At 73.0% G+C, this 23,087-nt stretch carries 21 protein-coding genes; 14 read left to right on the forward strand and 7 right to left on the reverse strand.

All coding sequences use genetic code 11. The annotated features are described in order from the left end of the window. The 4 genes from ACFZBB_RS31620 (at nucleotide 1) to ACFZBB_RS31635 (ending at nucleotide 4,238) form a co-directional block, all read left to right on the forward strand. Nucleotides 1–804: a GDSL-type esterase/lipase family protein gene (locus ACFZBB_RS31620; protein ID WP_391129672.1), complete on the forward strand. Its 804-nt coding sequence runs from the start codon at nucleotides 1–3 to the stop codon at nucleotides 802–804. A gap of 67 nt (nucleotides 805–871) precedes the next feature. After that, nucleotides 872–2,212 carry a homogentisate 1,2-dioxygenase gene (gene hmgA / locus ACFZBB_RS31625; protein WP_391129675.1) on the forward strand — a complete coding sequence of 447 codons (1,341 nt, stop codon included), beginning with the start codon at nucleotides 872–874 and terminating at the stop codon, nucleotides 2,210–2,212. Next, nucleotides 2,209–2,955: a GntR family transcriptional regulator gene (locus ACFZBB_RS31630; RefSeq protein WP_355333412.1), complete on the forward strand. Its 747-nt coding sequence runs from the start codon at nucleotides 2,209–2,211 to the stop codon at nucleotides 2,953–2,955. Before hmgA ends, ACFZBB_RS31630 begins: the two co-directional genes overlap by 4 nt. Before the next feature lie 14 nt (nucleotides 2,956–2,969). Beyond that, a complete protein-coding gene (locus tag ACFZBB_RS31635; RefSeq protein WP_391129678.1) occupies nucleotides 2,970–4,238 on the forward strand; it encodes a type ISP restriction/modification enzyme in 1,269 nt (422 codons plus the stop codon). 264 nt (nucleotides 4,239–4,502) lie between these two features. Here the strand turns inward: ACFZBB_RS31635 and ACFZBB_RS31640 are convergent, their stop codons facing one another. Next, a complete protein-coding gene (locus ACFZBB_RS31640; protein WP_188283793.1) occupies nucleotides 4,503–4,766 on the reverse strand; it encodes a hypothetical protein in 264 nt (87 codons plus the stop codon). Nucleotides 4,767–5,156: 390 nt separating this feature from the next. On the opposite strand from ACFZBB_RS31640, the gene ACFZBB_RS31645 reads away from it, so the two are divergent. Then, on the forward strand, nucleotides 5,157–6,326 hold the full coding sequence (locus tag ACFZBB_RS31645) for a DUF5925 domain-containing protein (RefSeq protein ID WP_355333418.1): 1,170 nt from the start codon (nucleotides 5,157–5,159) through the stop codon (nucleotides 6,324–6,326). A 144-nt stretch (nucleotides 6,327–6,470) separates the two neighbouring features. Beyond that, nucleotides 6,471–7,913: a CoA transferase gene (locus ACFZBB_RS31650; RefSeq protein WP_391129681.1), complete on the forward strand. Its 1,443-nt coding sequence runs from the start codon at nucleotides 6,471–6,473 to the stop codon at nucleotides 7,911–7,913. Here ACFZBB_RS31650 and ACFZBB_RS31655 read toward each other — a convergent pair. The 4 genes from ACFZBB_RS31655 to ACFZBB_RS31670 all read right to left on the reverse strand — a co-directional run bounded on the left by ACFZBB_RS31655 (nucleotide 7,910) and on the right by ACFZBB_RS31670 (nucleotide 11,611). Then, nucleotides 7,910–8,281, reverse strand: a complete 372-nt coding sequence (locus ACFZBB_RS31655; protein WP_391129684.1) for a GntR family transcriptional regulator — start codon at nucleotides 8,279–8,281, stop codon at nucleotides 7,910–7,912. The two genes, ACFZBB_RS31650 and ACFZBB_RS31655, sit on opposite strands and share 4 nt — an antisense overlap. Continuing rightward, nucleotides 8,278–9,408 carry a methyltransferase domain-containing protein gene (locus ACFZBB_RS31660; protein WP_391129687.1) on the reverse strand — a complete coding sequence of 377 codons (1,131 nt, stop codon included), beginning with the start codon at nucleotides 9,406–9,408 and terminating at the stop codon, nucleotides 8,278–8,280. Before ACFZBB_RS31660 ends, ACFZBB_RS31655 begins: the two co-directional genes overlap by 4 nt. 36 nt (nucleotides 9,409–9,444) lie before the next feature. Further along, complete coding sequence (locus ACFZBB_RS31665) at nucleotides 9,445–11,097, reverse strand: carboxyl transferase domain-containing protein (RefSeq protein WP_391129690.1); 1,653 nt, start codon at nucleotides 11,095–11,097, stop codon at nucleotides 9,445–9,447. A 67-nt stretch (nucleotides 11,098–11,164) separates the two neighbouring features. Then, complete coding sequence (locus ACFZBB_RS31670; RefSeq protein WP_391129693.1) at nucleotides 11,165–11,611, reverse strand: MarR family transcriptional regulator; 447 nt, start codon at nucleotides 11,609–11,611, stop codon at nucleotides 11,165–11,167. A gap of 86 nt (nucleotides 11,612–11,697) precedes the next feature. On the opposite strand from ACFZBB_RS31670, the gene ACFZBB_RS31675 reads away from it, so the two are divergent. After that, nucleotides 11,698–12,072, forward strand: a complete 375-nt coding sequence (locus ACFZBB_RS31675; protein WP_391048546.1) for a cupin domain-containing protein — start codon at nucleotides 11,698–11,700, stop codon at nucleotides 12,070–12,072. Here ACFZBB_RS31675 and ACFZBB_RS31680 read toward each other — a convergent pair. Next, nucleotides 12,065–12,925 carry an alpha/beta fold hydrolase gene (locus ACFZBB_RS31680; protein WP_391129696.1) on the reverse strand — a complete coding sequence of 287 codons (861 nt, stop codon included), beginning with the start codon at nucleotides 12,923–12,925 and terminating at the stop codon, nucleotides 12,065–12,067. The two genes, ACFZBB_RS31675 and ACFZBB_RS31680, sit on opposite strands and share 8 nt — an antisense overlap. 435 nt (nucleotides 12,926–13,360) lie before the next feature. Between ACFZBB_RS31680 and ACFZBB_RS31685 the strand changes: the two genes are divergently transcribed. From ACFZBB_RS31685 to ACFZBB_RS31700, 4 genes are all read left to right on the forward strand, one after another. After that, on the forward strand, nucleotides 13,361–14,059 hold the full coding sequence (locus tag ACFZBB_RS31685) for a hypothetical protein (protein ID WP_391129699.1): 699 nt from the start codon (nucleotides 13,361–13,363) through the stop codon (nucleotides 14,057–14,059). 6 nt (nucleotides 14,060–14,065) lie between these two features. Continuing rightward, a complete protein-coding gene (locus ACFZBB_RS31690; RefSeq protein WP_391129702.1) occupies nucleotides 14,066–15,607 on the forward strand; it encodes a DNA polymerase Y family protein in 1,542 nt (513 codons plus the stop codon). 127 nt (nucleotides 15,608–15,734) lie between these two features. Continuing rightward, nucleotides 15,735–18,902, forward strand: a complete 3,168-nt coding sequence (locus ACFZBB_RS31695; RefSeq protein WP_391129705.1) for an error-prone DNA polymerase — start codon at nucleotides 15,735–15,737, stop codon at nucleotides 18,900–18,902. A gap of 56 nt (nucleotides 18,903–18,958) precedes the next feature. Beyond that, entirely contained in the window at nucleotides 18,959–19,522 is a 564-nt protein-coding gene (locus ACFZBB_RS31700; RefSeq protein WP_391129708.1) for a 2'-5' RNA ligase family protein, read from the forward strand. Here ACFZBB_RS31700 and ACFZBB_RS31705 read toward each other — a convergent pair. Continuing rightward, a complete protein-coding gene (locus ACFZBB_RS31705; protein ID WP_391129711.1) occupies nucleotides 19,406–20,869 on the reverse strand; it encodes an MFS transporter in 1,464 nt (487 codons plus the stop codon). The two genes, ACFZBB_RS31700 and ACFZBB_RS31705, sit on opposite strands and share 117 nt — an antisense overlap. A gap of 80 nt (nucleotides 20,870–20,949) precedes the next feature. On the opposite strand from ACFZBB_RS31705, the gene ACFZBB_RS31710 reads away from it, so the two are divergent. The 3 genes from ACFZBB_RS31710 (at nucleotide 20,950) to ACFZBB_RS31720 (ending at nucleotide 23,083) form a co-directional block, all read left to right on the forward strand. Further along, nucleotides 20,950–21,609: a helix-turn-helix domain-containing protein gene (locus tag ACFZBB_RS31710; protein WP_391129714.1), complete on the forward strand. Its 660-nt coding sequence runs from the start codon at nucleotides 20,950–20,952 to the stop codon at nucleotides 21,607–21,609. Then, entirely contained in the window at nucleotides 21,609–22,076 is a 468-nt protein-coding gene (locus tag ACFZBB_RS31715; protein ID WP_391129717.1) for a TIGR03618 family F420-dependent PPOX class oxidoreductase, read from the forward strand. Before ACFZBB_RS31710 ends, ACFZBB_RS31715 begins: the two co-directional genes overlap by 1 nt. 83 nt (nucleotides 22,077–22,159) lie before the next feature. Next, nucleotides 22,160–23,083, forward strand: coding sequence for a transglutaminase domain-containing protein (locus tag ACFZBB_RS31720; RefSeq protein ID WP_391129720.1), 924 nt, complete (start codon nucleotides 22,160–22,162; stop codon nucleotides 23,081–23,083). Nucleotides 23,084–23,087: the final 4 nt, after the last annotated feature.

A 23,087-nucleotide genomic window follows, 5' to 3' on the forward strand; every position in this document is an offset into this window, starting at 1 on the left:
ATGACGCAGCACAGCGACGCCGTTCCCGTTCCCGTTCCCGTTCCCCTCCCCACTCCCGATCCCGGTCCTGTTCCTCTCCCCGGTCCCGTCCCCAGCGCCGTCAGCGCCTTCTCCGCCACCTATGCGGCCGATCACCCGGCGGAGGCCGCCGACCCCCACTGCCTGTCGCCCGAGGAGAGCGACCGGCTGCTGCGCGGCGCGCCCTGGAAGCGCTTCGCGGTCGTCGGCGACAGCATCGCCGAGGGCCTGGGCGACCCCGTGCCCGGATACCGCACCGCGCCCTGGGCCGACCGCACCGCGGAGGCCCTGCGCCGGGTCGTGCCGGAGCTGACGTATCTCAACCTCGGCATGCGCGGTCTCACCGCCGGCCAGGTACGCGCCGACCAGGCCGAGCGCGCCGCGCGCTTCGCGCCCGACCTGGTCGCGATCGTCTGCGGCGGCAATGACCTGCTGCTGCCCGGCTTCTCCCCCGAGGTGCTGGAGAAGGAGCTCGACCTGCTCTTCTCCCGGCTGACCGCGCCCGGCAGGACTCTGTTCGCGTACGCGTTGGTGAATGTCGCGGCGGCCGTACCGGAATTGCGCGGCGGCCCGCTGGAGAGCGGCGTCGCCGTCCTCAATCAGGTGACCCGGACGGTCGCGGAGCGCTACGGCGCGGTGGTCGTCGAGATGTACGACCATCCCGCCGTCGCCGACCGCGACCTGTACAGCGCCGACCTGGTGCACGCCTCGGCGCGCGGCCACGCGGTGTCGGCCGCGGCCACCGTCCGGGCCCTGGCAGCGGAGTTTTCCACAGGCTCGGGCTGAGGGTTGCCGCCGTGATTCCTATGGTTCAGCATAGGAATCACGGACGAGACCCCACCGGGAGCAGACCATGAACGCCACGAACGCCGTGAACGGGCCGGGCGGCGCCGACGCCGAGGACGGCAAGGACCTGCCGTACTCCTCGGGTTTCGGCAACGAGCACAGCAGCGAAGCCGTGGCGGGCGCGCTCCCGGAGGGGCGCAACTCACCGCAGCGCGCCCCCTTCGGGCTCTACGCGGAACAGCTCAGCGGCACCGCGTTCACCGAGCCGCGCGCCCGCAACCGGCGGAGCTGGCTCTACCGGATCCGGCCCTCGGCCGCCCATCCGCCCTTCCGCCGGGTCCCCAACGGCCAGGTGCGCAGCGCCCCGTTCCTGGACGTGGAGCCCGACCCCAACCGGCTGCGCTGGGGCCCGCTGCCGATGCCGCAGGAGCCGACGGATTTCGTGACCGGCCTGGTCACGGTCGGGGGCAACGGCGATGTGCTGCGCCGTGAGGGCATCGGCATCCACTGGTACGCGGCCAACCTCTCGATGCACAACCGGGTGTTCTCGTCCTCGGACGGCGAGTTCCTGATCGTGCCGCAGCAGGGCGCCCTGCTGCTGCGGACCGAGCTGGGGCTGATCCGCGCCGATCCGGGCGAGGTCGCGCTGATCCCGCGCGGCGTCCGCTTCCGCGTCGAACTGCCGGACGGCACGGCGAGCGGCTACGTCTGCGAGAACTACGGCCAGCCCTTCCAACTCCCCGAGTTGGGCCCGATCGGTGCGAACGGACTGGCCAACGCGCGGGATTTCCGCGCCCCGGTCGCCGCCTACGAGGACCGGGACGAGCAGACGGAGGTGGTCAACAAATTCGGCGGCAATCTCTGGGCCGCGGTCTACGACCACTCGCCGCTCGACGTGGTCGCCTGGCACGGCAGCCATGTGCCGTACGTGTACGACCTGCACCGCTTCAACGTGCTGGGTTCGCTCAGCTACGACCACCCCGACCCGTCGATCTTCACGGTGCTCACCTCGCCCTCGGACACGCCGGGGCTCGCGGGCGCGGACTTCGTGGTCTTCGCCCCCCGCTGGCTGGTCGGCGAGGACACCTTCAGGCCGCCGTACTTCCACCGCAATGTGATGACCGAGTTCATGGGCCTGATCGAGGGGGCGTACGACGCCAAGGCCGAGGGCTTCGTGCCCGGCGGCGCCTCGCTGCACAACATGATGTCGGCGCACGGACCCGACCGGGCCACCTTCGACAAGGCGAGCGCCGCCGAGCTGGCGCCGCAGCGCGTGGACGACGGGCTGGCGTTCATGTTCGAGACCCGCTGGCCGGTCGTGCCCACCGAGTTCGCGCTGAACGGAGAGCACCGGCAGGGGGGCTACGACCGGGTGTGGGAGGGGCTTGCGAGAAACTTCCGGCCGTGACGTCCTTCGCCCCCGACTCCCTCGTCCTGAACCGCAAGCTGCCGCTGTGGTACCAGGTCTCGCAGTCGTTGCGCGCCTCGATACTGGGCCGCCACGCGCAGGCCCCGCTGCGGCTGCCCACCGAGGACGAGCTGGCCGGACACTACGGGGTGAGTGTCCTCACCATGCGGCAGGCGCTCAAGGAGCTGGAGGACGAGGGCCTGATCAGCCGGCACCGCAGGCGCGGCACCTTCATCGAGCCGACGGCGCTGCGCGGGGCGCCGGTGAAGCTGCTCGGCTCGGTGGACGCGATCGTGGCGCAGCAGTCCGGCGGCCGTACGGCGGTGCTGCGCTACGGTTCCGAGCCACTGCCGCCGGGTGCCGCCGAGCACTTCCCCGACCTCGACCGGGCCATGGCCTACCGCAGGCTGCGCTGCGACGAGAGCGGTGAGCCCACCAACTGGGCGGAGAATTTCGTACGTCCGGAACTCGGCGCCCGGATCGACCTCGCCGACCTGGAGCGGTGGCCGATGACGAAGGTGCTGCGGGACGTGCTCGGCGTGCGGATCAGCCGGATCACCGACACCGTGGAGGCGCGGCTGGCCGATCCCGAGACGGCCCGGCTGTTGCAAGTGCCGCTGCTGAGCCCGATATTGCACTACACCGGGGTGACCTACGACGAGTCGGGCCGGGCGGTGGACGTGGTGCGCATCCATTACCGAGGTGACCGCTTCTCGTTCACGGTGACGATGGAGGCGCCCTGAGGGTCGTCAGTAGCATGCATGCGGTGAGCAATGACGCGCCTTTGCTGCACGACGTGATGCCGTGGTCCGTACGCCCGTTGCGGATCGGCCGCGGCTGGCCGATGGCCGCGGAGCCTTCCTGTCTGCGTGCCCGGTGGGCGCTGTTCACCGGCACCGCGGACCAGGACGCCCGGTCGGCGCTGCTGCATCCGACGCGGGCCAGGAATCTGCACACGCCCGTCGCGCAGTTGCCGGGCCACCGCACCCCGACCACCGCGCTGGCCGGCGAGACCGGTCGCTGCCCCGAGCCGGTGCGGGTGCAGCACGGCCCGTACGACCGGCAGTGGCTGATACCCGACCACCGGCTGATCGACGTGGCGCGGGCCGAGATATGGCGGACGGCCGACGACCGGCAGGTCTTCGCGCTGGAACAGGCGTATCAGGCGCGGCCCGCGTCGGTGGCGGCGTCCGGGGCGCCGGAGCCCGCCGTGGTGTTCTGCGCGCTGCTGCCCGACGGGCGCTCCCCTGCCGGGCGGCCGGGCTGGATACGGCCGCTGTTCCGGCAGCCGGGCGGCCGGGACCCCAATATCGCGCCGGGGCTGACCGCCCTGCTCTCCGCGCGGCTGGGCACCGAGGTCGCCGCTGCGGACGTGCTGGCCTGGATCGGCGCGGCGGCGCGGCCTGGCCCCGGCGGCGCCCTCGTACCGCTGCCCCGTGATCCCGCGCTCTGGCAGGAGGGGCTGGCGCTCGGGCGCCGGACGCTGTGGCTCCAGACCCACGGGGCGCGGTTCGCCGATCCCGCCGAGGGACGCGACGCCGGTCGGCTCCGGCTGCCCGGAGGAAGCCGCCCCTACGTCCGCTCGCCGCTGCCGGACACCCCGGCCGCCGGAGAGTTGTCGTACGACCCGGACGAGCGGGCGCTGCTGATCGGTGACGGCCGGATCTCGCCGGTCTCACCGGCCGCCTGGGAGGTCACCGCAGGTGGGGTGCGGGTGATCGAGGCGTGGTTCGAGCGGCGTACGGCGCCGGGTGCGCCGGGGACCCTGGAGGCGCTGCGGCCCGCCGCGTGGACGCGGGCCACCACGTCGGAACTGCTGGAGCTGATCAGTGTGCTGACGCTGCTGGCCGGTCTGCGCGCGGACGGCGAGGGTCTGGCGTGCCGTCTGGCGGTGCGCGGCGAGACGATCACGACGGCCGAACTGCGGGCCGGCGGCGTACTGCCGGTGCCCGCCGCCAGGCGCAGGCCCGCCTCCGTGCTGGAACACCACGAGGAAGGGCCGGACGGGCAGTTCGCCCTGCTGTGACCAGCCGTGCCGTGAACGATCTTGCCGTAAGCGGTCCTGCTGTGGCCGGGTGAAGGGTGTCCGCGCGACCTGGTGTCGCGGCGGACCGTCCGGTGGGGAGGGACGGCGGCGGCGGGCACACACCGAAGCGCCGCGCGAAGCAGCGCCGAGCCGGGACGGTGTGGCCGCCGGACGATCCGAGCACCTGGCCGGTCCCCGGCCCCGACCGAGGTCAGGGGACGGCGGGACCTGGGAGTCCGAGTCCTGGGAGAGGGCGGAGCGGACTCAGCCTCGGTTGCCGAACAGCGATCTCCGCAGCCGTCGCAGCGGCGCGAAGAGCGACACCCTCGCACCGCGGTTGGCCTTGGTGTGCACGGTGTTGCGCGAGGTCAGCTCCTGCATCAGCACAGTCGCTTCCTCTGTGTCGCGCTGGGGCAGGGCGGGCCCGGCCAGTATCGCGAGGTGCCGGTCGAGGCGCGCACTGGACGCGCCTGTACCGCAGTTGATGGCAGGCACTCGTGGCCTGCTGTGCATCGCTATCTGTTCCATTACTCTCCCCACCCTTACGAGGGCACCCGGCTCGGGCAGGCTAACCCTATCGCCCCGCCACGTCACGTGCGCATCCTGGACTCATTCGCGACGCCGTATTCACCTTCTCCTCAAGGGCGTTGACGTTCCAAGGGCATGTGCCCAGCTCGGCCGCCCGATCCGCGGCGACCGCTGTGACCTGGCAACAGTGCCGTTCCCGTGGGTCTCCCCCGCCGCCCCGCCGGGGACACCCACGAGCATGGACGTACGCTTGTACGAGAAGTTCAAGCCCCCCGGCACCTCCCTCGCCAAATACTGACAAGACGGTATGAATCCACCAACGGCGTGGTGGGAGGCCCGGCATGGAAAAAGACTGGGCGAATCGGGCCCGCGTGCCGGATCATGGGCCGCATGTCCGCGACACCCAGTGAACCGAGGAGGCAAGTGCCGCCCACCACCGGAACCGGCAAGGGACCGGCCGCCAAGCCGACCGCCGCCACCGCCCCGCATCAGGCGCTCCCCGTCCATCTGCGACTGGACGACAGCGACTCCCCGTCCGATGTCGTGGACGCCCTCTTCCTGGGCCGGTTCACCTCGGGCGAGCAGCCGTTCTCGCGCGGCGCCTCGCTGGAGAATGTGAAGTCCGGCCTCACACTGCTGCCGCCGGACGCGGTGGTACTGCGCCAGGCCCGCGACAAGGACCGCAGCGCCACCCTCGCCGAGGGCGACGGCTGGACCGTCCTCATCTCCCGCTGGAACCGGGGCGCCGATGTCACCGTGGCCGCCGTCACGGACGAACTGGCCGAGCAGGTGCTGAAGTCCTCCGTCGACGACGCCGAGGACGAGCCGGAGCCGCAGCCCGAGAACGTCACCATGGGCTTCTGGTACGTCTCGCCGCGCCGCGGACCGCACCGCACCACCCGGCAGATCTCCGCCGCCACGTGGGAGGAGCTGCGCGGGAACTACACCGCGCCGGTCGCCGACTCCATGGACGGCCTGATGAAGCTCACGGCCGACGACATCACCGGCCGCCTGCTGCTGCTCCACGGCCCGCCCGGCACCGGCAAGACCTCGGCGCTGCGCACCCTGGCCCGGTCCTGGCGCGACTGGTGCCAGGTCGACTGCGTGCTCGACCCCGAGCGGCTCTTCAACGACGTCGGTTATCTGATGGACATCGCCATCGGCGAGGACGACGGCACGGCGGGCGGTCGCTGGCGGCTCCTGCTGCTGGAGGACTGCGACGAGCTGATCCGGGGCCAGGCCAAGCACCAGACAGGCCAGGCACTGTCCCGGCTGCTCAATCTCACGGACGGGCTGCTCGGCCAGGGCCGCAATGTGCTGGTCGGCATCACCACCAACGAGGATCTGGAACGCCTGCACCCCGCGGTGGTCCGGCCGGGCCGCTGCCTGGCCAGGATCGAGGTCGGCCCGCTGACCCGTGACGAGGCCGTCAACTGGCTGGGCACTCCCGAGGGCATCGGCCGCGAAGGCGCCACCCTCGCCGAGCTGTACGCGCTCCGCCGCGGCAGCACGGCCGCCCTGCCCGTCCCCGCCCAGGCGTCGGACGGCCTCTACCTCTAGCAACTCCGGCGGTTTCCCCGCCCCGGACGCCGCCAAGGCCGATGAGGCGTCCGGGACCCGCGCCGCCCGCGTGTGAGAAGACGCACGAGGAGACGCGCGCGTGCCGAACGCAGCCTTGGAGACGTCCGCTGTTGTCATGCCTCCATGGCGACAGAGGACACCGAGGCGGCGGCCCGGCATGCGTGGGCCGCTCTCGGCGGGGCACCGGAACTGCTGGAACGCGTGACCTACGACGCCGTCTGCGGTCTCCCGGCCGCCGTCCCCGTGACGGCGCTCGGTCGGGCGACGACCGCCGTCTGCTCGCTGGCCGCGGCCGAGTTGACGGCCGCCCGCTCCGGCGGGCCCGTGCCCGCCGTCCGGGTGGACGACGCCGCGATGGTGACCGCCTTCACCAGCGAACGGCATCTGCTGATCGACGGCCGACCCGGCGCCACCTTCGCCCCGCTCTCCCGGTTCTGGCCGACCGCCGACGGCTGGATCCGCACCCACGCCAACTACCCGCACCACCGGGCCCGCCTGCTCGGCGCCCTCGGCGTCCACGACAGCGACGACACCGATGCCCTCGTGGCGCGAGTGGCGGAAGAACTCGCGGCAGCGCCCGGCGAACGCTCCGAGCAGACGGTGTACGCGGCGGGCGGTCTCGCCGTGGCCGTCCGTACCGCGTCGGCCTGGGCGGCGAGCGAACCCGGCCGGGCGGCGGCTGCCCAGCCGATCGTCCAGCGCCGACCGGCCGCCACGGCGTCGACCCGTGGCCTCACGCTGCCGCCCGCCGCACTGCCCGCCGCGGGGATCCGGGTCCTTGACCTGACGCGGGTCATCGCCGGACCTGTGGCCACCCGCACGCTCGGGCTGCTCGGCGCCGACGTGCTGCGGATCGACTCGCCCCGGCTGCCCGAACTCGCGGACGCCCAGGCCGACACCGGCTTCGGCAAGCGCTCCACGGCACTGGACCTCGCGGTGCGCGCCGACCGGGACACGTTCGAGGAACTGCTCGGCGGCGCCGATGTGGTGGTCACCGGCTACCGGCCGGGCGCACTCGACCGTTACGGCCTGTCCCCGCAGGCCCTGTTGGAACGTCGCCCCGGCCTGATCGTGGCGCAGCTCTCCGCCTGGGGTTTCGAGGGACCGTGGGCCGAACGGCGCGGCTTCGACAGTCTGGTGCAGGCCGCGACCGGTATCGCCCTGCTCCAGGCCGATGCCGAGGGACGGCCCGGCGCGCTGCCCGCCCAGTTCCTCGACCACGGTACCGGCTACCTGATCGCCGCCGCCGTACTGCGCGCGCTCACCGACCGGCTCACCGCGGACACCGGCGCCGGCTGCCGTCTGCGCCTGACCCTTGCCACCACGGCCGCCTGGCTCCTCGACGGCATCCCGGCGACCGATCCTCCACCACCTGCGAACCATCGCGATCACTCCCCCCGTCTCGCCGAAGCCGACTCCCCCATGGGCCGACTCCGTTACGCACTCCCGCCGATTCACTACGACGGCTCCCCCACCACCTGGTCACGCCCGCCGGGCCCCCCGGCCGCCGACCTGCCACGTTGGCGCCCCTACAAGAGCGAGAACCTCCGGGATCCGGGGCTCTAGGTCTCGTCGACGGCGCGGAGCGCCTCGTCCACCGCGGCCCGCGCGGCGTCCCGGTCGAGCCCGAGGCGGCGCGTGCGTGCCACGTACTCCGCCGCCGCGGCGGCCACTTCCCGTGCGCGGGCGTCGGCGGCGGCGATATAGGTGCCGTGCCTGCCGCGGGTCTCGATCACCCCGTCGGCCTCCAGCGCGCGGTACGCCTTGGCGACCGTGTTGGCCGCAAGCCCCAACTGCTCGGCGAGTCCCCGTACGGTGGGCAGCTTGTAGCCGACCGGAAGGCGTCCCTCGCGGACCTCTTCCGCGATCTGCCCGCGCAGTTGCTCGTACGGGGCGGTGGCCGCGTCCGCGTCTACGGTGATCTTCAGGCTCATATCCGGGATCCTGGCACAGCGGACGGCGGCAGCGGCACCGCTCGGCCGCTGCCGGCCGGGTCGTGGGCGATCGGGTCCCCGCTCTCGTGCAGGTGGAGCAGGAACGGCTGCCCGCCCCGGTAGGCGTCGATGCCCGCTCGGCAGTACGCGACCATGTCGTCGGGCAGGGCGTCCAGCGGGTACCAGCCCAGCTCGGAGCACTTGTCGGGCTCGCGGTTGACGGGCTCGCCGCCGCTGCCGTATTCGGCCGTGAAGAACCAGCCGATCCTCGCCGCGCCGTCCGGTGCGCGGTGCTGCATGACCAGGGCGACCGCCAGCTCCTCCGGCGCCAACTCGATGCCGATCTCCTCGCGGGCCTCGCGGATCATGCCGCTTCTGACGTCCTCGCCGTCCTCCAGGTGTCCGGACGGCGCGTGCAGCAGACCGTCCGCATAGCCGGTGCCCGACCGGCGGGCGAGCAGCACCTCGTCGCCGCGGAGCAGCAGCAGATGGACGTCGACGATCTCCTTGTGCCGTTGGGGTGCGGGCGGCCGGAGCACCGCCGCGTACCGCTCGTCCTCGACCTCCCGGCCCCACAACGCGGCGTCGTGTCCGAGCTGTTCGATCACCAGTCGGCCGCCGAGCGGTGCGGTCAGCTCGACGAGTTCCGCGGCTCCGATGCCGACAGGGCTGATCGCGCCCCAGCGCCCTTCGACCAGTACGAGCCTGCCGCCCGGCCGCAACAACCCCACCCAGTGCCGCAGTACGGCCGCCGGATCCGGCAGGGTCCACAGCACGTGCCGGACGAGGACGACGTCGAATCCGGCGGGGCCGACCGGCGGCCGGGCGGCGTCGCCGACCAGCACCCGCGCTCCCGTACCCGCCAGCTTCTCCTCGGCCCGCGCGACCATCTTTGTCGATGAGTCGACGGCGGTGATCCGGTGTCCCGCCTCGGCCGCGAGCAACGCGAGGCTTCCGGTGCCGCAGCCGAGGTCGAGCACGTCGGACGGCGTCCCGGGCAGCCACGAGCGCAGCCGTATGGCCCAGGCGTCCCTGACCCTCGGGTCGCGCAGGCCGTGGTCGGGCTCGTCGTCGAAGCGGTCGGCTTCGCCGTCCCAGAAGTCGCGGTTGTCCGTCTCGGTGCTCATGGGAAAAGCCTGCCACCCACCACTGACAATGGCCCCTCAGACCCCGCCCAGCCTGCGATAACGCGCTCTGCGGGCGGCTGTTCGCCGCTCCGGGTCCATCGCGCGGAGGTCCGCGAGACGAGCGCCGAGGACGTGGGCGAGACGGGTGAGGAAGACGTCCGGGTCGTCGGCGGCATCCGGGTCCTCCGGGACGACGGCGTCCGCGATGCCGTGGGCGAGCAGCGCTGCCGAGCCGATGCCCTGCTGTTCGGCGAGTTCGACGGCGCGGTCCGTCGTGCGGTAGAGGATCGCGGAGGCGCCCTCGGGCGGGAGCGGGGACAGCCAGGCGTGCCGGGCGACGAGTACCTGGTCGGCGGGCAGCAGGGCGAGCGCGCCGCCGCCCGCCCCCTGGCCGAGGAGCAGGCACAGCGTGGGCGCGGGGAGCGTGACGAGGTCGGCCAGGCTGCGGGCGATCTCGGCGGCGAGACCGCCTTCCTCCGCCTCGCGGGAGAGCGCGGCGCCCGCCGTGTCGACAACGGTGAGGAGGGGCAGGCCGAGTTCGGCGGCGATCCGCATCCCGCGCCGTGCCTCGCGCAGCCCGGCGGGTCCCAGCGGCGCGGGTCCGGATTCCGCGGGGCGGTGGTCGTGGCCGAGCACCACGCACGGCGAGGGTCCGAAGCGGGCGAGCGCCAGCAGCAGTCCGGGGTCGCGCTCTCCCGCGCCGGTGCCGCTCAGCGGTGTCACATCGGTGGCACGGGCCAACAGGTCGTGCAGTCCTGGGCGTTCGGGTCGGCGGCTGCGGCGCAGCGAGTCGGCCGTGTCGGTGGGAAGCGGCGCGGCCGTGGGAAGTGACGCGTCCACGGGAAGCGGCGTGCCCTCTCCTTGTCCTCTCTCTTCCTGCCCTGCGGGTGCGGGCGGAGATACGGGCGCGGGCGGAGATACGAGTGCGGGCGTGGCCGCGGACGGAGGCGCGGGCACGTGGCGGGGTGTGATCAGGGGCCGGTGCGGGAGCGGGCCCTGCTCGCCGCAGAGCACGTCGAGCGCCGTGGCCGCCGCCGCGGCGAGCGCGCCCGCGGGCAGCACCGCGTCGATCAGACCGTGGGCGAGCAGATTCTCGGAGGTCTGCACTCCGGCGGGGAACTCCTCGCCGTAGAGCGCCTGGTGCACCCGTGGTCCCAGGAAGCCGATGAGCGCGCCGGGTTCCGCCGAGGTGACATGGCCGAGCGATCCCCAGGAGGCGAGCACCCCGCCGGTCGTGGGGTGCCGCAGGTGGACCAGGTAAGGGAGTCCGGCGGCTTTGTGGTCGGCGATGGCGGCGGTGACCTTGACCATCTGGAGGAAGGCGATGGTCCCTTCCTGCATGCGGGTGCCGCCGGAGGCGGGCGTGGCCAGCAGCGGGAGCCGTTCGCGGGTGGCGCGTTCGACCGCCGTGACCAGCCGGGTGCCCGCGGCGACTCCGATGGACCCGCCGAGGAAGCCGAACTCCCCTGCCATCAGCGCCACTCGGCGCCCCCGGATCCGCCCCTCCCCCGTCACCACCGACTCGTCCAGGCCGGTACGCGCGCGGGCGGCGAGCAGATCCGCCCGGTAGTCGCCCGCTTCGGGCAGGTCGGCCACGGTCACCGGTTCGTCCCAGCGGCGCCAGGTGCCGGGGTCGAGGACGGTCCCGATGATCCGGAGGGCGGTGGGCCGGCGGTCTGGGTCGCTCATGGCGTCACCCTGCCACGGCCGGTGCGGCCGGGCCGCGTTCTCCTCCGGCGGTCGGCCGCGTGCCGCGCTACCAGCTCGGACGGATGGGGCCGGTGGGCGCGAGGCGGACCAGTTCGTCGCGCAGTGCGAGCAGCCGCTCCTCGCCGAGGAGTTCGATCCAGGGCTGGACGGCTTCCGCGGCGGACTCCTCGGCGGCGCGGGTGCACCGCCACCCTTGCGAGGTGAGCACCACCAGCCGGGCCCGCGCGTCGTCGGGGTGCGGGCGGCGTTCGACGTATCCCTTGCGTTCCAGCTCGTCCACGATCTGGCTGGCCGCCTGGCGGGTGACGCCGAGGTGTTCGGCGATCTCGGTGACGGTCGCGCCGGACGGGGCCAGCCGGGAGAAGACGAAGCCGTGCGTGGGGCGCAGGTCGGTGTAGCCGAGGGCCACGACGCCGTTGTGGATGTCCTCGACGAGCGAGCCGGTGGCAGCGAGGAGCGCCGCGCTCAGGCTCATGGCATCGGAATTCTTCACGGGAACACCTTGACACAGTGCGCAAGCTGCTTGAACATATAGGCAAGGAACTTACGCAAATTACTTGCCTAACGCCGGAGGTTGTCATGCCTTTCATCACCGCGGCCGACGCCGTCGCACATGAGATCCACGGGGTGCGCTTCGTGTCCTACGCGGCACCCGCACTCGGCAGCGAGGAACTGTGCGCCTGGCGCAGCGAGGTCCCGGCCGGGACGTCGGGACCGCCGCACACCATCACTCGCGAGGAGGTGTTCCTGGTCCTGTCCGGGTCGGTGGAGCTGTCCGTCGACGGGGAGACGCGCTCCCTGACACCGGGAGATGCCGCCATCGCCCGGCCCGGCTCCTCCATAGGTCTGTCCAACCGCACGGAGGAGCCGGCCACCTTGTGGGTCACCACGAGCATTGGCCTGCAAGCCACGCTGGCCGACGGCTCGCGCATATCACCGCCATGGGCTAACTGAACGCCGACAGGCAGGTGGTCGGGGTCGCGTGCGCCGGATCGAGCGCGTTCGCCGCCTCGTGGAAGGCGATGCGGTCGGTCAGGCCGATGGCCACATGCTCGGACACGTCGACCGGGCACAGGTTCTGGAGCACGACGTTGTGCACGTCGGGCCCGGACAGCGCCTGGGTCGTATACGGCGTGACGACCTCGTCGTAGATGGTCGAGATCACCGTGTAGTGCACGCCGGGCACGGTGTCGCCGCCCGCGTTCAGGTGCTGCTGGAAGGGCGATCCGGCCACCTGGTCGGCGAGTCCGGGGGTGATCCCGTGGAGCGCGTCGGCCGCGCCGGGGAAGTATGGGAGCAGCTTGGTGAGTCCGTCGAGCGTGGTCCCGTGGTTGTCGGGGGCCAGCGCGACCAGAGTGTTCACCTTCGCCGCGCCGCCGAGGAAGCGCAGGTAGTAACGCGGCATCATGCCGCCCTGCGAGTGCCCGACGATGTCGACCTTGGAGGTGCCGGAGGCGGCGAGCACCCGGTCGGTGAAGTCGGAGAGCTGCTGCGCGGAGTCCGCGATCGGACCAAGGCCGCCGATCAACGGCACGCCGGGCAGCATGCCGTAGTCGAACGAGTAGACGCAGTAGCCGCGCTGCACCAGATAGGGGGCGAAGGCGAGCCAGTTGTCGGTGCCGTTGCCGAAGGTGCCGTGGACCAGGACGACAGGACGGGGGTGTTGGGCCGAGGGGCGGCAGGAGAAGTTGTTCCACCCGCTTGACGGTGCCGAGTTGGCAGATGCGGAGGCGGTGGCAGCGGGCGCCACAACCATCGCGGCAGCCAGCGAAAGCGCGGCCAAGAGCCGTCGCCAGGGCAGCCTCATGTGATCTCCTCGCAGTTCGGGAAAATGGACACACGCAGGCCCTGTGATCCGGATCACGAGGTTGCTGAACACCCGTTAAATTACGCGCGAGTAAGTACAGGCGGCTAGTTACGCGTGAGTAAAAAGTCGGCGCGTCGTTATCCGCCGGTCACAAAACCCACGACCCACCACGGCATCGCGGCGGAAGTGACGGCCTCCACCGATATCCGCGAGCACGGCAGGCGGGGGGCGGATGTCGGCCCCGGGAGTGACGACGGCCGAGCGGGCCGAGAACGGCGTCGCGACCGCCCCCGCCCGGGCGGGCAGAGGCGGGCCGAGCGGCCGCGGTCGAGCGGATGCAGAGGACATGCGTATTGACCGTACGACACCCCTCACGTGCAGTGATGGTGGTGCGCCGACTTGCCTTGTTCGAACGCGCGTGCGAATGTCGGGGGCATGGGTGCAGTGCTGGCGGCAGACAGTCGGGCGGGACACAGGACGGTCGCCGGACCGGGGTCCGTGTGGGGTCCGCTGCTGCCCGAAGGGCAGCTGCGGGCGGGCACAGTGACCGCTGTCGGCGGGGACAAGGGGCTGCTGCTGGCGTTGGCGGCGCAGGCGGTGGGACGGCGTCCGGGGGCCGGCTGGGCCGTGGTGGGGCTGCCGTCCTTGGGGGCGCTGGCCGCGCGGGACGCGGGGCTGGACGCCGGGGCGGGCCTGTGGGTGGACGCGCCGGGGGGCCGGTGGGCGCAGGTGGTGTCGTTGCTGGTGTCGACGGTGCCGGTGATCCTGCTCGGCGCGCCGGGGTCGGTGCCGGGGCGAGTGGTGCGACGGGTGGCCGGACAGGTGCGGGCCCACGGGGCCGTGTTGCTCGTGGCCGGTCCGTGGGACGGCGCCGATCTGCGGCTGCGGGTGACCGAGGCACGGTGGGACGGGCTCGGTGCGGGCCACGGTGTGCTGCGTCATCGCCGCGTGGTGGTGGAGGTGTCCGGGCGCGGCGCCGCGGGCGGTGCCCCGCGCCGGGCGGAGCTGTTGCTGCCCGGCCCGACCGGGATGGCGATGCCCGTGACGGAGCCCGAACCGGTCTCTCCGCCCGCGGATCAGGTGCGGGCCGGGGATGCGCCGGGCCGGGGCCGGGCACTGCGCGTGGTGGGGTGAGCCGGCGTGCGAGTGCTGGTGTCGTGGGTCCCGGACTGGCCGCTGATCACCACGGGGCTGCCGGGCGGGGAGCCGGTGGCGGTCGTGTCGGGGGACGGACGGGTGGTGGCGTGTTCGGCCGCGGCGCGGGCGGCCGGGGTACGCCGGGGGATGCGGGTGCGGCAGGCACAGTCCCGCTGCCCCGGGCTGCGGGTCGTCGAACGGGATCAGGCGGCCGAGACGCGCGGGTTCGAGCCGGTGGTACGCCGGTTGGAGGCGGAGGTGATGCCGCGGCTGGAGGTGATCCGTCCGGGCATGGTGGCCGCCCCGGCCCGCGGTCCCGCGCGGTACTGGGGCGGCGAGGCGGAGCTGGCCGCGCGGGTCGCCGCGGCGCTCTCCCGGCTCGGCCACCCCGTGCAGAGCGGGGCCGCGGATACGACGTTCGCCGCGGCGCTTGCGGCCCGCGCCCGGTCCGGGGTCCTGGTTCCGGCCGGGGAGACGGCCGGTTTACTCGCCCCCTATCCGGTGGGCGTGCTCGGTCGGCCCCGGCTGGCCGAACTGCTGGTCAGGCTCGGGATCGGCACGCTGGGCGGTTTCGCGGCGCTGCCCTCGGACCAGGTGTCGGCCCGCTTCGGCGCCGACGGGGCGGCGGCGCACCGCACCGCGTCCGGGCGTGAGCCGCGGCTTCTGAACGCCTCGGGCGCGGAGCTCGACCACGCGGTGCGGTGGGGCTTCGACCCTGCCGAGGAACGCACCGAGCCGTTGGCGTTCGCAGGGAAGGCACTGGCCGAGCGGTTGCAGGAGCGGCTGACGTCGGCGGGCGTCGTCGGAGCACGAGTGGAGGTGGAGGTGGGCCTGGCCGACGGCCGCAAGTTGCGGCGGGCGTGGCGGCACGAGGGACGGCTGTCGTCGTTGGCGGTCGCGGAGCGGGTGCGCTGGCAGGTGCAGGCGTGGACCGATGCCGGGGATCTCGCACCGGCCGCCGACGGGGCCGGGGGCGCGGTCGGAGTGGTGGAGCTGGTGCTGCGGCCCCGGCAGCTCAGCGCGGCCACCGGCCGTCAGACAGTGCTGTTCGGCGGGGGCGCCACGCTGGACGATCTGGAGCGTGCGGCCGGTCAGGTGCAGGCGCTGCTCGGGCACCGGGCGGTCACGCGGGTGGAGTTGACCGGGGGCCGCGGCCCGGCCGACCGGGTCCGCAAGGTCCCGGTGGGCGACATCGCCACGCCCCCGGCCGGTGGCGGGCCGTGGCCCGGCAGGCTGCCCGCCCCGCACCCGGCCACGGTGTACCAGCCGCTGCTGCCCGCTCGGTTGCTGGACGGCGCCGGGCAGGTGGTGGGCGTCTCGGGACGGCTGGCGGTCTCCGCGCCTCCGGTCCGGCTGACCGTGGACGGACTCCCCGGCGTACTGGAGGTGACCGCGTGGAGTGCGCCGTGGCCCGCGCTGGAACAGTGGTGGGACCGGGACCGTGCGCGGCGGATCGCCCGGATGCAGATCACCACCACCGCGGGCGGGGCATGGCTGTTGCAGATCTCCGCGGGCCGGTGGTGGGCCGAGGCCCACTATGGCTGACCGCCGCACCGGTCGTCTGCTGCGCCTGCCCGCCGCCGCTCCGCGCACGGCGCGCCCAGCGGATCCGGCGCACGCGGCGGACCCGGCACACGCGGCACACACCGAATACCGGGAAGAGCGGAGCCGGGTGCCGTGGGCGGAGCTGCATGTGCACAGCTCGCTGTCGTTCCTCCAAGGGGCCAGTGATACGGGGGCGCTGGTCACGGAGGCCGTGCGGCTGGGCATCGAGGTGCTGGCGCTCACCGACCGGGACGGGCTGTACGGGGCCCGGCGGGTTGCCGAGGCCGCCCGCGGTACCGGGCTGCGGACCGTGTTCGGCGCCGAACTCACCCTCACCGCTCACGGGCTCGGGCACCCCGTCGTCCTCGCCCGGAACCTCGACGGGTTCCACCGCCTGTCCGCGGCGATCACCACGGCCCAGCTCGCCGGGTCCAAAGGCCGTCCGGTGTACGACCTCGACGTACTCGCCCGCGCCGCCGCCGGCGGCGACTGGGCGGTCCTGACCGGCTGCCCGCCCACCGACGCGGGCGAGGACGGTACGGAGATCGGGCAGCTCGCCTTCCACCTCGACCGGCTCGGCGAGGTGTTCGGCAGCGGCAGCGTGCACGCGGAACTCATCGACTGGAATCTTCCCGCCGACAGCGTGCGCGCCGACGCCCTGGTGGTGGCCGCTCACCGCACCGGCACCCCCGTGGTCGCCACCAACGCCGTCCACTACGCCGCGCCCGCGCAGGCCCGGCTCGCCCAGGCCCTCACCGCACTGCGACGGATCGAGACCCTCGACCAGGCCACCGGGCATCTGATGGCCGCGCCGACCGCGCACCTGCGTACCGGAGCGGAGATGGAGGAGCGGCTGGCCCGCTACCCCGGAGCGTACGAATCGACCATCGCCCTGGGCCAGTCGTGCGTCCTCGACCTCGCCAAGCTGCGGCCCGAACTGCCGCGCTTCCCCGTACCGCCCGGTCACGACGACAGCTCCTGGCTGCGGCGACTGGCCGAGCGAGGCTGCGCCGCCCGCTACGGGGCCCGTGACGATCCGGCGGCGGCGACCGCGTGGCGGCAGCTCGACCACGAACTGGGGGTGATCGGCGATCTGGGCATGGCCGGGTACTTCCTGATCGTCCACGACATCGTGCGCTTCTCGCAGGAGCAGGGCATCTGGTGCCAGGGCCGGGGCAGCGCCGCCAGCAGCGTGGTCTGTTACGTCCTGGGCATCACGGCGGTGGACGCGCTCAAGCACGGGTTGCTCTTCGAACGGTTCCTGTCGATGGAGAAGTCGGGGCCGCCGGACATCGACATCGACTTCGAGAACCACCGCCGCGAAGAGGTCATCCAGTACGTCTACACCCGCTACGGCCGTGACCACGCCGCGCAGGTCGCCAACCTCATCAGCTACCAGCCGAAGCTGGCGGTCAGGGACGCGGCCCGAGTGCTCGGTTACCCGGCCGCCGCCGTCAACGCCATGACCCGGTCCTTGCACCACCGGCCCGGCCGCCCCCACACCCCCGACGGCGCGAGCAGCGACACAAACACGGCCACGAGCACGGCCACAAACACGGGCACGGCCACGAACACGAGCACGACAGCCGATCCGGACATCCCCGCCGACGTCACCGACCTGGCCGCTCAGCTCAAAGGTCTGCCACGGCACCTGGGGGTGCACTCCGGCGGCATGGTGCTGACCGCGCAGCCGATCGGCGAGGTCATGCCGGTCGAATGGGCCACCATGCCCGGCCGGTCCGTCCTCCAGGGCGACAAGGACGACGTCGCCGCCGCCCATCTGGTCAAGATCGATCTGCTGGGTCTCGGCATGCTCGCGGCTCTGCACACCGCCTGTGACCTGATCGCCGGACACCACGGCGTGCACCTCGACATGGCGACGATCCCGCAGGACGACCCGCGGGTGTACGCGATGATCGCCCGCGCCGACACCATAGGGGTCTACCAGGCCGAGAGCCGCGCCCAGATCAGCACCCTGCCGCAACTGAAGCCGGTCTGCTTCGAGGACCTCACCGTCGCCGCCTCGATCATCCGCCCTGGGCCGATCCAGGCCGGGAGCAAGCACCCGTATCTGCGGCGCAGGGCGGGCGAGGAACCCGTCACCTACCCCCACCCGCTGGCCGAAGCGGCGCTGAAGAAGTCCCTGGGGGTGGTGTTGTGGCAGGAGCAGGCGATCCGGCTCGCCACCGACTGCGCCGGATTCACCCCCGGCGAGGCCGACCGGCTCCGCAAGGACCTCGCCGCCAAACACGCCACCGAGAAGGTCGCCCGGCTGCGCGACCGGCTGCTGACCGGCATGGCGCGGCGCGGGATCGGCCCGGACGCCGCGGAGCGGATCATCACCATGATCTCGTCGCTGAGCAGTTACGGCTTCCCCGAGTCCCACGCGCAGTCCATGGCGGGCATCATCTACGCGTCCGCCTGGATCAAGCACTACTACCCCGCGACCCTGATCGCCGGGATCATGGCCCACCTGCCGATGGGCTTCTACGACTCCCAGACCCTCATCCAGGACGCCCGCCACCACGGCATCGCCGTCCGGGGCGTCGACATCAACGCCTCCGGCGTGCACGCCACCCTCGAACCCGACTCCGCACGCCCCGACGGACATCCGGCGATCCGCCGCGGGCTCACCAGCGTCCGCGGACTGTCGCAGGACGCCGCCACGACCCTCCTCACGGCCCGCGCCGAGCGGCCGTTCCGGGACCTGGACGACGTCGCCCGCCGCGGCGGCCTGGGCGCCCGGCTCCTCGAGCAGCTCGCCACCGCCGGCGCCTTCGCGTCCCTGGGCACCGGCCGCCGCACCGCGATCTGGCGCTCCGGCGCCCACACCGCGCACCAGCAGCCGGTCCTGCCCGGCTTCGACGCCCTGCCCGACGCCCCCGAACTCCCCGCCATGACCGCGGGCGAGACCACCCTGGCCGACCTCACCGCCACCGGCGCCACCGCGGGACCGCACCCCGTCCACCACCTGCGCCCCTACCTCGACCACCTCGGCGCACAGCCCGCCAAGGCCATCCGCACCTGGCCCGCACAGCGCCGCATCCGCGTCGGCGGCATCGTCAAATACCTCCAACGCCCCCCGACGGCCAACGGCATGGCCTTCGCCGTCGTCGAGGACGAGACCGCCATGGCCAACCTCGTCATCACTCCACCGGTCTGGGCCCTCATCCGCCGCACCATCCTCGACGCCCCCGCCGTCCTCCTCGACGGCCACATCGAACGCGAACACGACGTCACCAACCTCGTCGTCCACACCGCCCGCCCCCTCGGCGAGGGCGAGCCGAAGGCGTAGGGCCGCGACGGGTATTGGGTGGCGGTGCGAGGGGCGGGCGGGGGACGATGCCGGGTATGGGTCAGAAGGGAACGTCGGGGCGCGCGGCGGGTACGACCGCGTTGGTGGCTGTGGTGCCGGAGGCGGAGAAGGTGGTGGGCGCGGCGCGGGAGCGGTACGACCCGGCCGCGGCGGAGGGGGTGCCCGCGCATCTCACGGTGCTGTATCCGTTCCTTCCGGCGGCGCGGATCGACGCGGGGGTACGGGCTGCGCTGGGTGAACTCTTCGCGGGACACGCACCGTTCGAGGTGCGCTTCCCTCGCTTCGGGCGATTCCCGGATCTGCTGTGGCTGGCGCCGGAGCCCGAAGGACCCGTGCGGGCGCTGACCGCGACGGTGGCGGCCCGGTGGCCGGAAGCCCCGCCGTACGGAGGCGCGTTCGGCGATCCGGCCCCGCATCTGACCGTCGCGCAGGGGCAGTCGGACGAGGTGTACGCCGCGGTGGAGGCGGAGTGCGTCCCGGCGCTAGCGCTGCTGCGGACGCGGATCGCGGAGGTCCGGCTGGTGGTCTTCGACGGCGTCCGCTGGACGCAGGACGCCGTGTTCCCCCTGGGCGGAGTCCCCCTCGGCGGGGCTCGCTGAAACAGAGCCCACTGAAACGGCGTCCGCCAAACCCTCGACGTCCGCCAAGCCCTCGACGTCCGCCAAGCCCTCGACGCTCACCGAACCCGCATCCGCCAAACCCGCGGCCCTCACCGAACCCGCATCCGCCAAACCCTCGGCCCTCACCGAACCCGCATCCGCCGAACCCGCGCTCCCGCCGCGAAGCAGCAGAAGCCACGCGGCCAGCAACCCGAGGACGCCGACGGCGGCGAGTTGGAGCCGGAAGTCGACCAGGGCGACCAGCCCCGCGCCGAGGGCGGCGGCCAGCGCCGTGGGGCCGAAGATCACCGTGCCCGCGGTGGCCGAGACCCGGCCGACCAGTTCGGGAGCGGTGCGCTGCTGGACGGCGGTGAAGGCCGCGACGATGACCCAGGGCAGCCCGACCCCGATGGCGAGGGTCGCGCCGAGCACGACGGGCAGTGAGGGGACGGCGCGCAGGGCGGCGCCGGTGGTGAAGAGCAGCAGGCCGATGGCGGCGAAGACCCGTTCCGGCACGCGGCGCATGACCGCGCCCGCGACCACTCCGGCGACGATCGACCCGGCGCCCTGCACCACGTAGAGCACCGCCACGAAGGCGGGCGGACGGTGCAGCCCGGCCTCGGTCATCTCGTAGATCGCGGAGCTGCTGAGCCCGGACAGCACCATCGCGACCGCTCCGACGGTCACCAGCGAGCGCAGCAGGGGGTGGTCGCGCAGACAGCGGATGCCCTCCGCGGTCTGCTCGCGCCAGCCCTCGGCCGGTGGGACGGGCGGAAGTTCACGGGTGCGCAGCATCGCGAAGGCCGCGGCGGCGAGAACGAAGGTGACGGCGTCCAGGACGGCGACGGCGCCGCCGCCGTAGCGCAGGAAGAGGCCCGCGCCGACGAGCGGGGCGAGCAGCTTCATGGCCTCGTTGACGGTCATCCGCAGGCCGTTGAAGTCGCCGCGCAGGTCGACCGGGACGGCGGCGGTGACGAGACCGGCCTCGGCGGCGTCCGACAGTACGGAGGCGGCGCCGACCACCGCGAGGACCACGAACAGCAGCCATGCCTCGCGCCCGGACCGTACCGCGAGAAGGACCGGGAGCAGGACGGCCAGGGCCGCATTGGTCCAGATCAGCAGCGAGCGGCGGCGCACCCGGTCGGCGAGGGTGCCGAGCACGGGCCCGGCCAGGGCGGGCGCCCACACGCAGAAGGTCACGGCCGCCGCGAGGCTGCTGGAGCCGGTCAGCGTCTTCACCCAGATACCGGCGACGAGCAGCATCGCCGAGTCGCCGAAACCGGAGACCAGGGCGCCGCCCAGATACGTCGCCGCGTCACGGTCCCCCAGGACCTTGCGCACCGTCATAACTCCCAACATATTGCTTGGGGGTCAGCGACGGCAACCGCCTGCCCGCTTCCCGCGCCCGTGGACGGTCTAATGGGCACATGACGGCGACCGATCCCCTCCTCAGAGCACTCGCCCACCCGGTGCGGCTGCGCATCGTGTCCCTGGTCTGGAACGCGCCGTTGTCCGCCGCGGAACTCGCCCGCGAACTGGGCATCTCGCACGCGCTGGCCAGTCAGCATCTGCGCAGGCTGGACGCGGTCGGCCTGGTGGAACTCGCCGAGGTGCGCGCCAACCGCGGCGGCAGGGAACGTCGTTACCGCGCGGTGCACGGCTCCCCGCTCTCCGATCAGCGGGACGAGGGGGCGCTGCTGATCGCCGAGGCGCTGGCCCACAATCTGCGCGACCGGGCGGGCCGCCGCGCGCCGGGCGCCGCGGGCGTGACCTCGGACGCGGAGCTATGGGTGGCGCCCGAGGTCTGGGACACCTTCCGCGTCCGACTGGCCGCGCTCTTCGACGAGCTGCACGACGCGGCGCGAGCACCGCATTCGCCGGGCACGGTCGGAATCGGCGCGACGGTGATGGCGTTCCCCCTCACTGAACCCGACGCCGGACCGGGACCCGCACAACCCGACCACAAGCACGAGCCCGCCCGCGAGCACGACCACGACGAGCACCAGCACCAGCACGCACCCGCGCCCGAGGCCGCACCGGCCACCGGCCACCACCCCGAAGCCCCACGATCAGAACCGGAGCGATGATGAGCCGTCAGGAAACCTCCGCCCACCCGCTGTTCGACCTCCTCCAGCGGCAGATCAACGGCGTCCTCGTCACGCTGAAGCGGGACGGCCGGCCGCAGTTGTCCAACGTGACCTTCCACTACGACGACTCGACCCGCACCATCCGCGTCTCGGCGACCGACGACCGCGCGAAGACCCGTAATCTGCGCCGCGACCCGCGGGCCAGCTTCTACGTCTCCACGCCCGACCTCGGCGCGTACCTGGTCGCCGAGGGCGACGCCGAACTCACCCCGGTGGCCGCCGATCCGCACGACGCGACCGTGGAGGAGCTGGTCGACCTGTACCGCGCGCTCCGGGGCGAGCACCCGGACTGGGACGAGTACCGCGCCGCGATGGTCGCCGACCACCGCCTGGTGATCAAGCTGCGCGCCGACCGCGCCTACGGCTGGGGCCGCGAAGAGGGCGCCACCAGCGGCCCGTTGGCCTGAGGTCCGGCGCCGCGACACCGATTGCCACGGACGGCCGGCCGAACAGGTTGAATTCCGGCGGGAATTCCCGGCAGAGTTCCCTCATGGACGAAAACGAGTTCGATTTCTACCGGACGCAGAGCGTGGCCAGCGACCCGGGCGGCACGGACGTCTTCGCCGGGCTGCCCGCCGACCCGAGGGTCCTCGCCGAGACCGTGCGCAATCTGCTCGTCCACCGCGAGGAGACGCACCTGTTCGGGTACGAGCTGCCGCGCGACCGCAAGGACGCCGAGGCGGAGACCCGTTACGCCGCGGACATCCTCGCGGTGGCGCGCGGCCTGTGCGACGCGCCGCTCGACCGCCCGCGCCGCCCGGAGGAGCGATTCGCCGGTACCTGCCGGGACTTCGCGCTGCTGCTGTGCTCCGCGCTGCGCGAGAAGGGCATCCCCGCCAGGGTCCGCGGCGGCTACGCCACGTACTTCACACCGGGTTTCCACGACGACCACTGGATCACCGAGTACTGGGACGCGGACCGCGCGAGCTGGCGGCTGGTCGACGCGCAGATGGCCGCGCCCGAGCTGATCACCGCGCACGGCATCGACTTCGACCCGTTCGACGTGCCGCGCACCCGGTTCGTGGTGGCGGGCCGGGCGTGGCAGGACTGCCGGTCGGGCGCGGCGGACCCGCGGACGTACGGGGTCGAACTCCTCGGTCTGCACGGGTGGTGGTTCGTGCAGCACAATCTGCTGCTCGACCTGGCGATGCTCAACAGCACCGAACTGCTGGTGTGGGACGGCTGGGGGCTGGCCGACCCGCCGATGGACCAGCCGTTCGACGCGCTCGGCGCCGACGAGGTGGCGCTGCTCGACACGGTCGCCGAACTCAGCGCCGCGGGCGGCCCCTTCACCGTGATCCGCCGTCTCCCGCGCGAGCACGAGGCGCTGCGGGTTCCGCCGGTGGTCAGCTCGCACACCACCTACCTGGGCGAACGGACCGTGACGCTCCGTCAAGCGGCCGCCCTCGACTGAGCCT

The sequence above is a fragment of the Streptomyces sp. NPDC008139 genome, from assembly GCF_042957025.1.
Taxonomy (GTDB): domain Bacteria; phylum Actinomycetota; class Actinomycetes; order Streptomycetales; family Streptomycetaceae; genus Actinacidiphila.

What these genes read in the sequence shown, in the direction of transcription:
- ACFZBB_RS31620 (WP_391129672.1), top strand. Translation starts at nt 1, where the DNA reads ATGACGCAGCACAGCGACGCCGTTCCCGTTCCCGTTCCCGTTCCCCTC.
- hmgA (WP_391129675.1), top strand. Translation starts at nt 872, where the DNA reads ATGAACGCCACGAACGCCGTGAACGGGCCGGGCGGCGCCGACGCCGAG.
- ACFZBB_RS31635 (WP_391129678.1), top strand. Translation starts at nt 2,970, where the DNA reads ATGCATGCGGTGAGCAATGACGCGCCTTTGCTGCACGACGTGATGCCG.
- ACFZBB_RS31640 (WP_188283793.1), bottom strand. Translation starts at nt 4,766, where the DNA reads ATGGAACAGATAGCGATGCACAGCAGGCCACGAGTGCCTGCCATCAAC.
- ACFZBB_RS31645 (WP_355333418.1), top strand. Translation starts at nt 5,157, where the DNA reads ATGTCCGCGACACCCAGTGAACCGAGGAGGCAAGTGCCGCCCACCACC.
- ACFZBB_RS31650 (WP_391129681.1), top strand. Translation starts at nt 6,471, where the DNA reads ATGGCGACAGAGGACACCGAGGCGGCGGCCCGGCATGCGTGGGCCGCT.
- ACFZBB_RS31655 (WP_391129684.1), bottom strand. Translation starts at nt 8,281, where the DNA reads ATGAGCCTGAAGATCACCGTAGACGCGGACGCGGCCACCGCCCCGTAC.
- ACFZBB_RS31660 (WP_391129687.1), bottom strand. Translation starts at nt 9,408, where the DNA reads ATGAGCACCGAGACGGACAACCGCGACTTCTGGGACGGCGAAGCCGAC.
- ACFZBB_RS31665 (WP_391129690.1), bottom strand. Translation starts at nt 11,097, where the DNA reads ATGAGCGACCCAGACCGCCGGCCCACCGCCCTCCGGATCATCGGGACC.
- ACFZBB_RS31675 (WP_391048546.1), top strand. Translation starts at nt 11,698, where the DNA reads ATGCCTTTCATCACCGCGGCCGACGCCGTCGCACATGAGATCCACGGG.
- ACFZBB_RS31680 (WP_391129696.1), bottom strand. Translation starts at nt 12,925, where the DNA reads ATGAGGCTGCCCTGGCGACGGCTCTTGGCCGCGCTTTCGCTGGCTGCC.
- ACFZBB_RS31685 (WP_391129699.1), top strand. Translation starts at nt 13,361, where the DNA reads ATGGGTGCAGTGCTGGCGGCAGACAGTCGGGCGGGACACAGGACGGTC.
- ACFZBB_RS31700 (WP_391129708.1), top strand. Translation starts at nt 18,959, where the DNA reads ATGGGTCAGAAGGGAACGTCGGGGCGCGCGGCGGGTACGACCGCGTTG.
- ACFZBB_RS31705 (WP_391129711.1), bottom strand. Translation starts at nt 20,869, where the DNA reads ATGACGGTGCGCAAGGTCCTGGGGGACCGTGACGCGGCGACGTATCTG.
- ACFZBB_RS31710 (WP_391129714.1), top strand. Translation starts at nt 20,950, where the DNA reads ATGACGGCGACCGATCCCCTCCTCAGAGCACTCGCCCACCCGGTGCGG.
- ACFZBB_RS31715 (WP_391129717.1), top strand. Translation starts at nt 21,609, where the DNA reads ATGAGCCGTCAGGAAACCTCCGCCCACCCGCTGTTCGACCTCCTCCAG.
- ACFZBB_RS31720 (WP_391129720.1), top strand. Translation starts at nt 22,160, where the DNA reads ATGGACGAAAACGAGTTCGATTTCTACCGGACGCAGAGCGTGGCCAGC.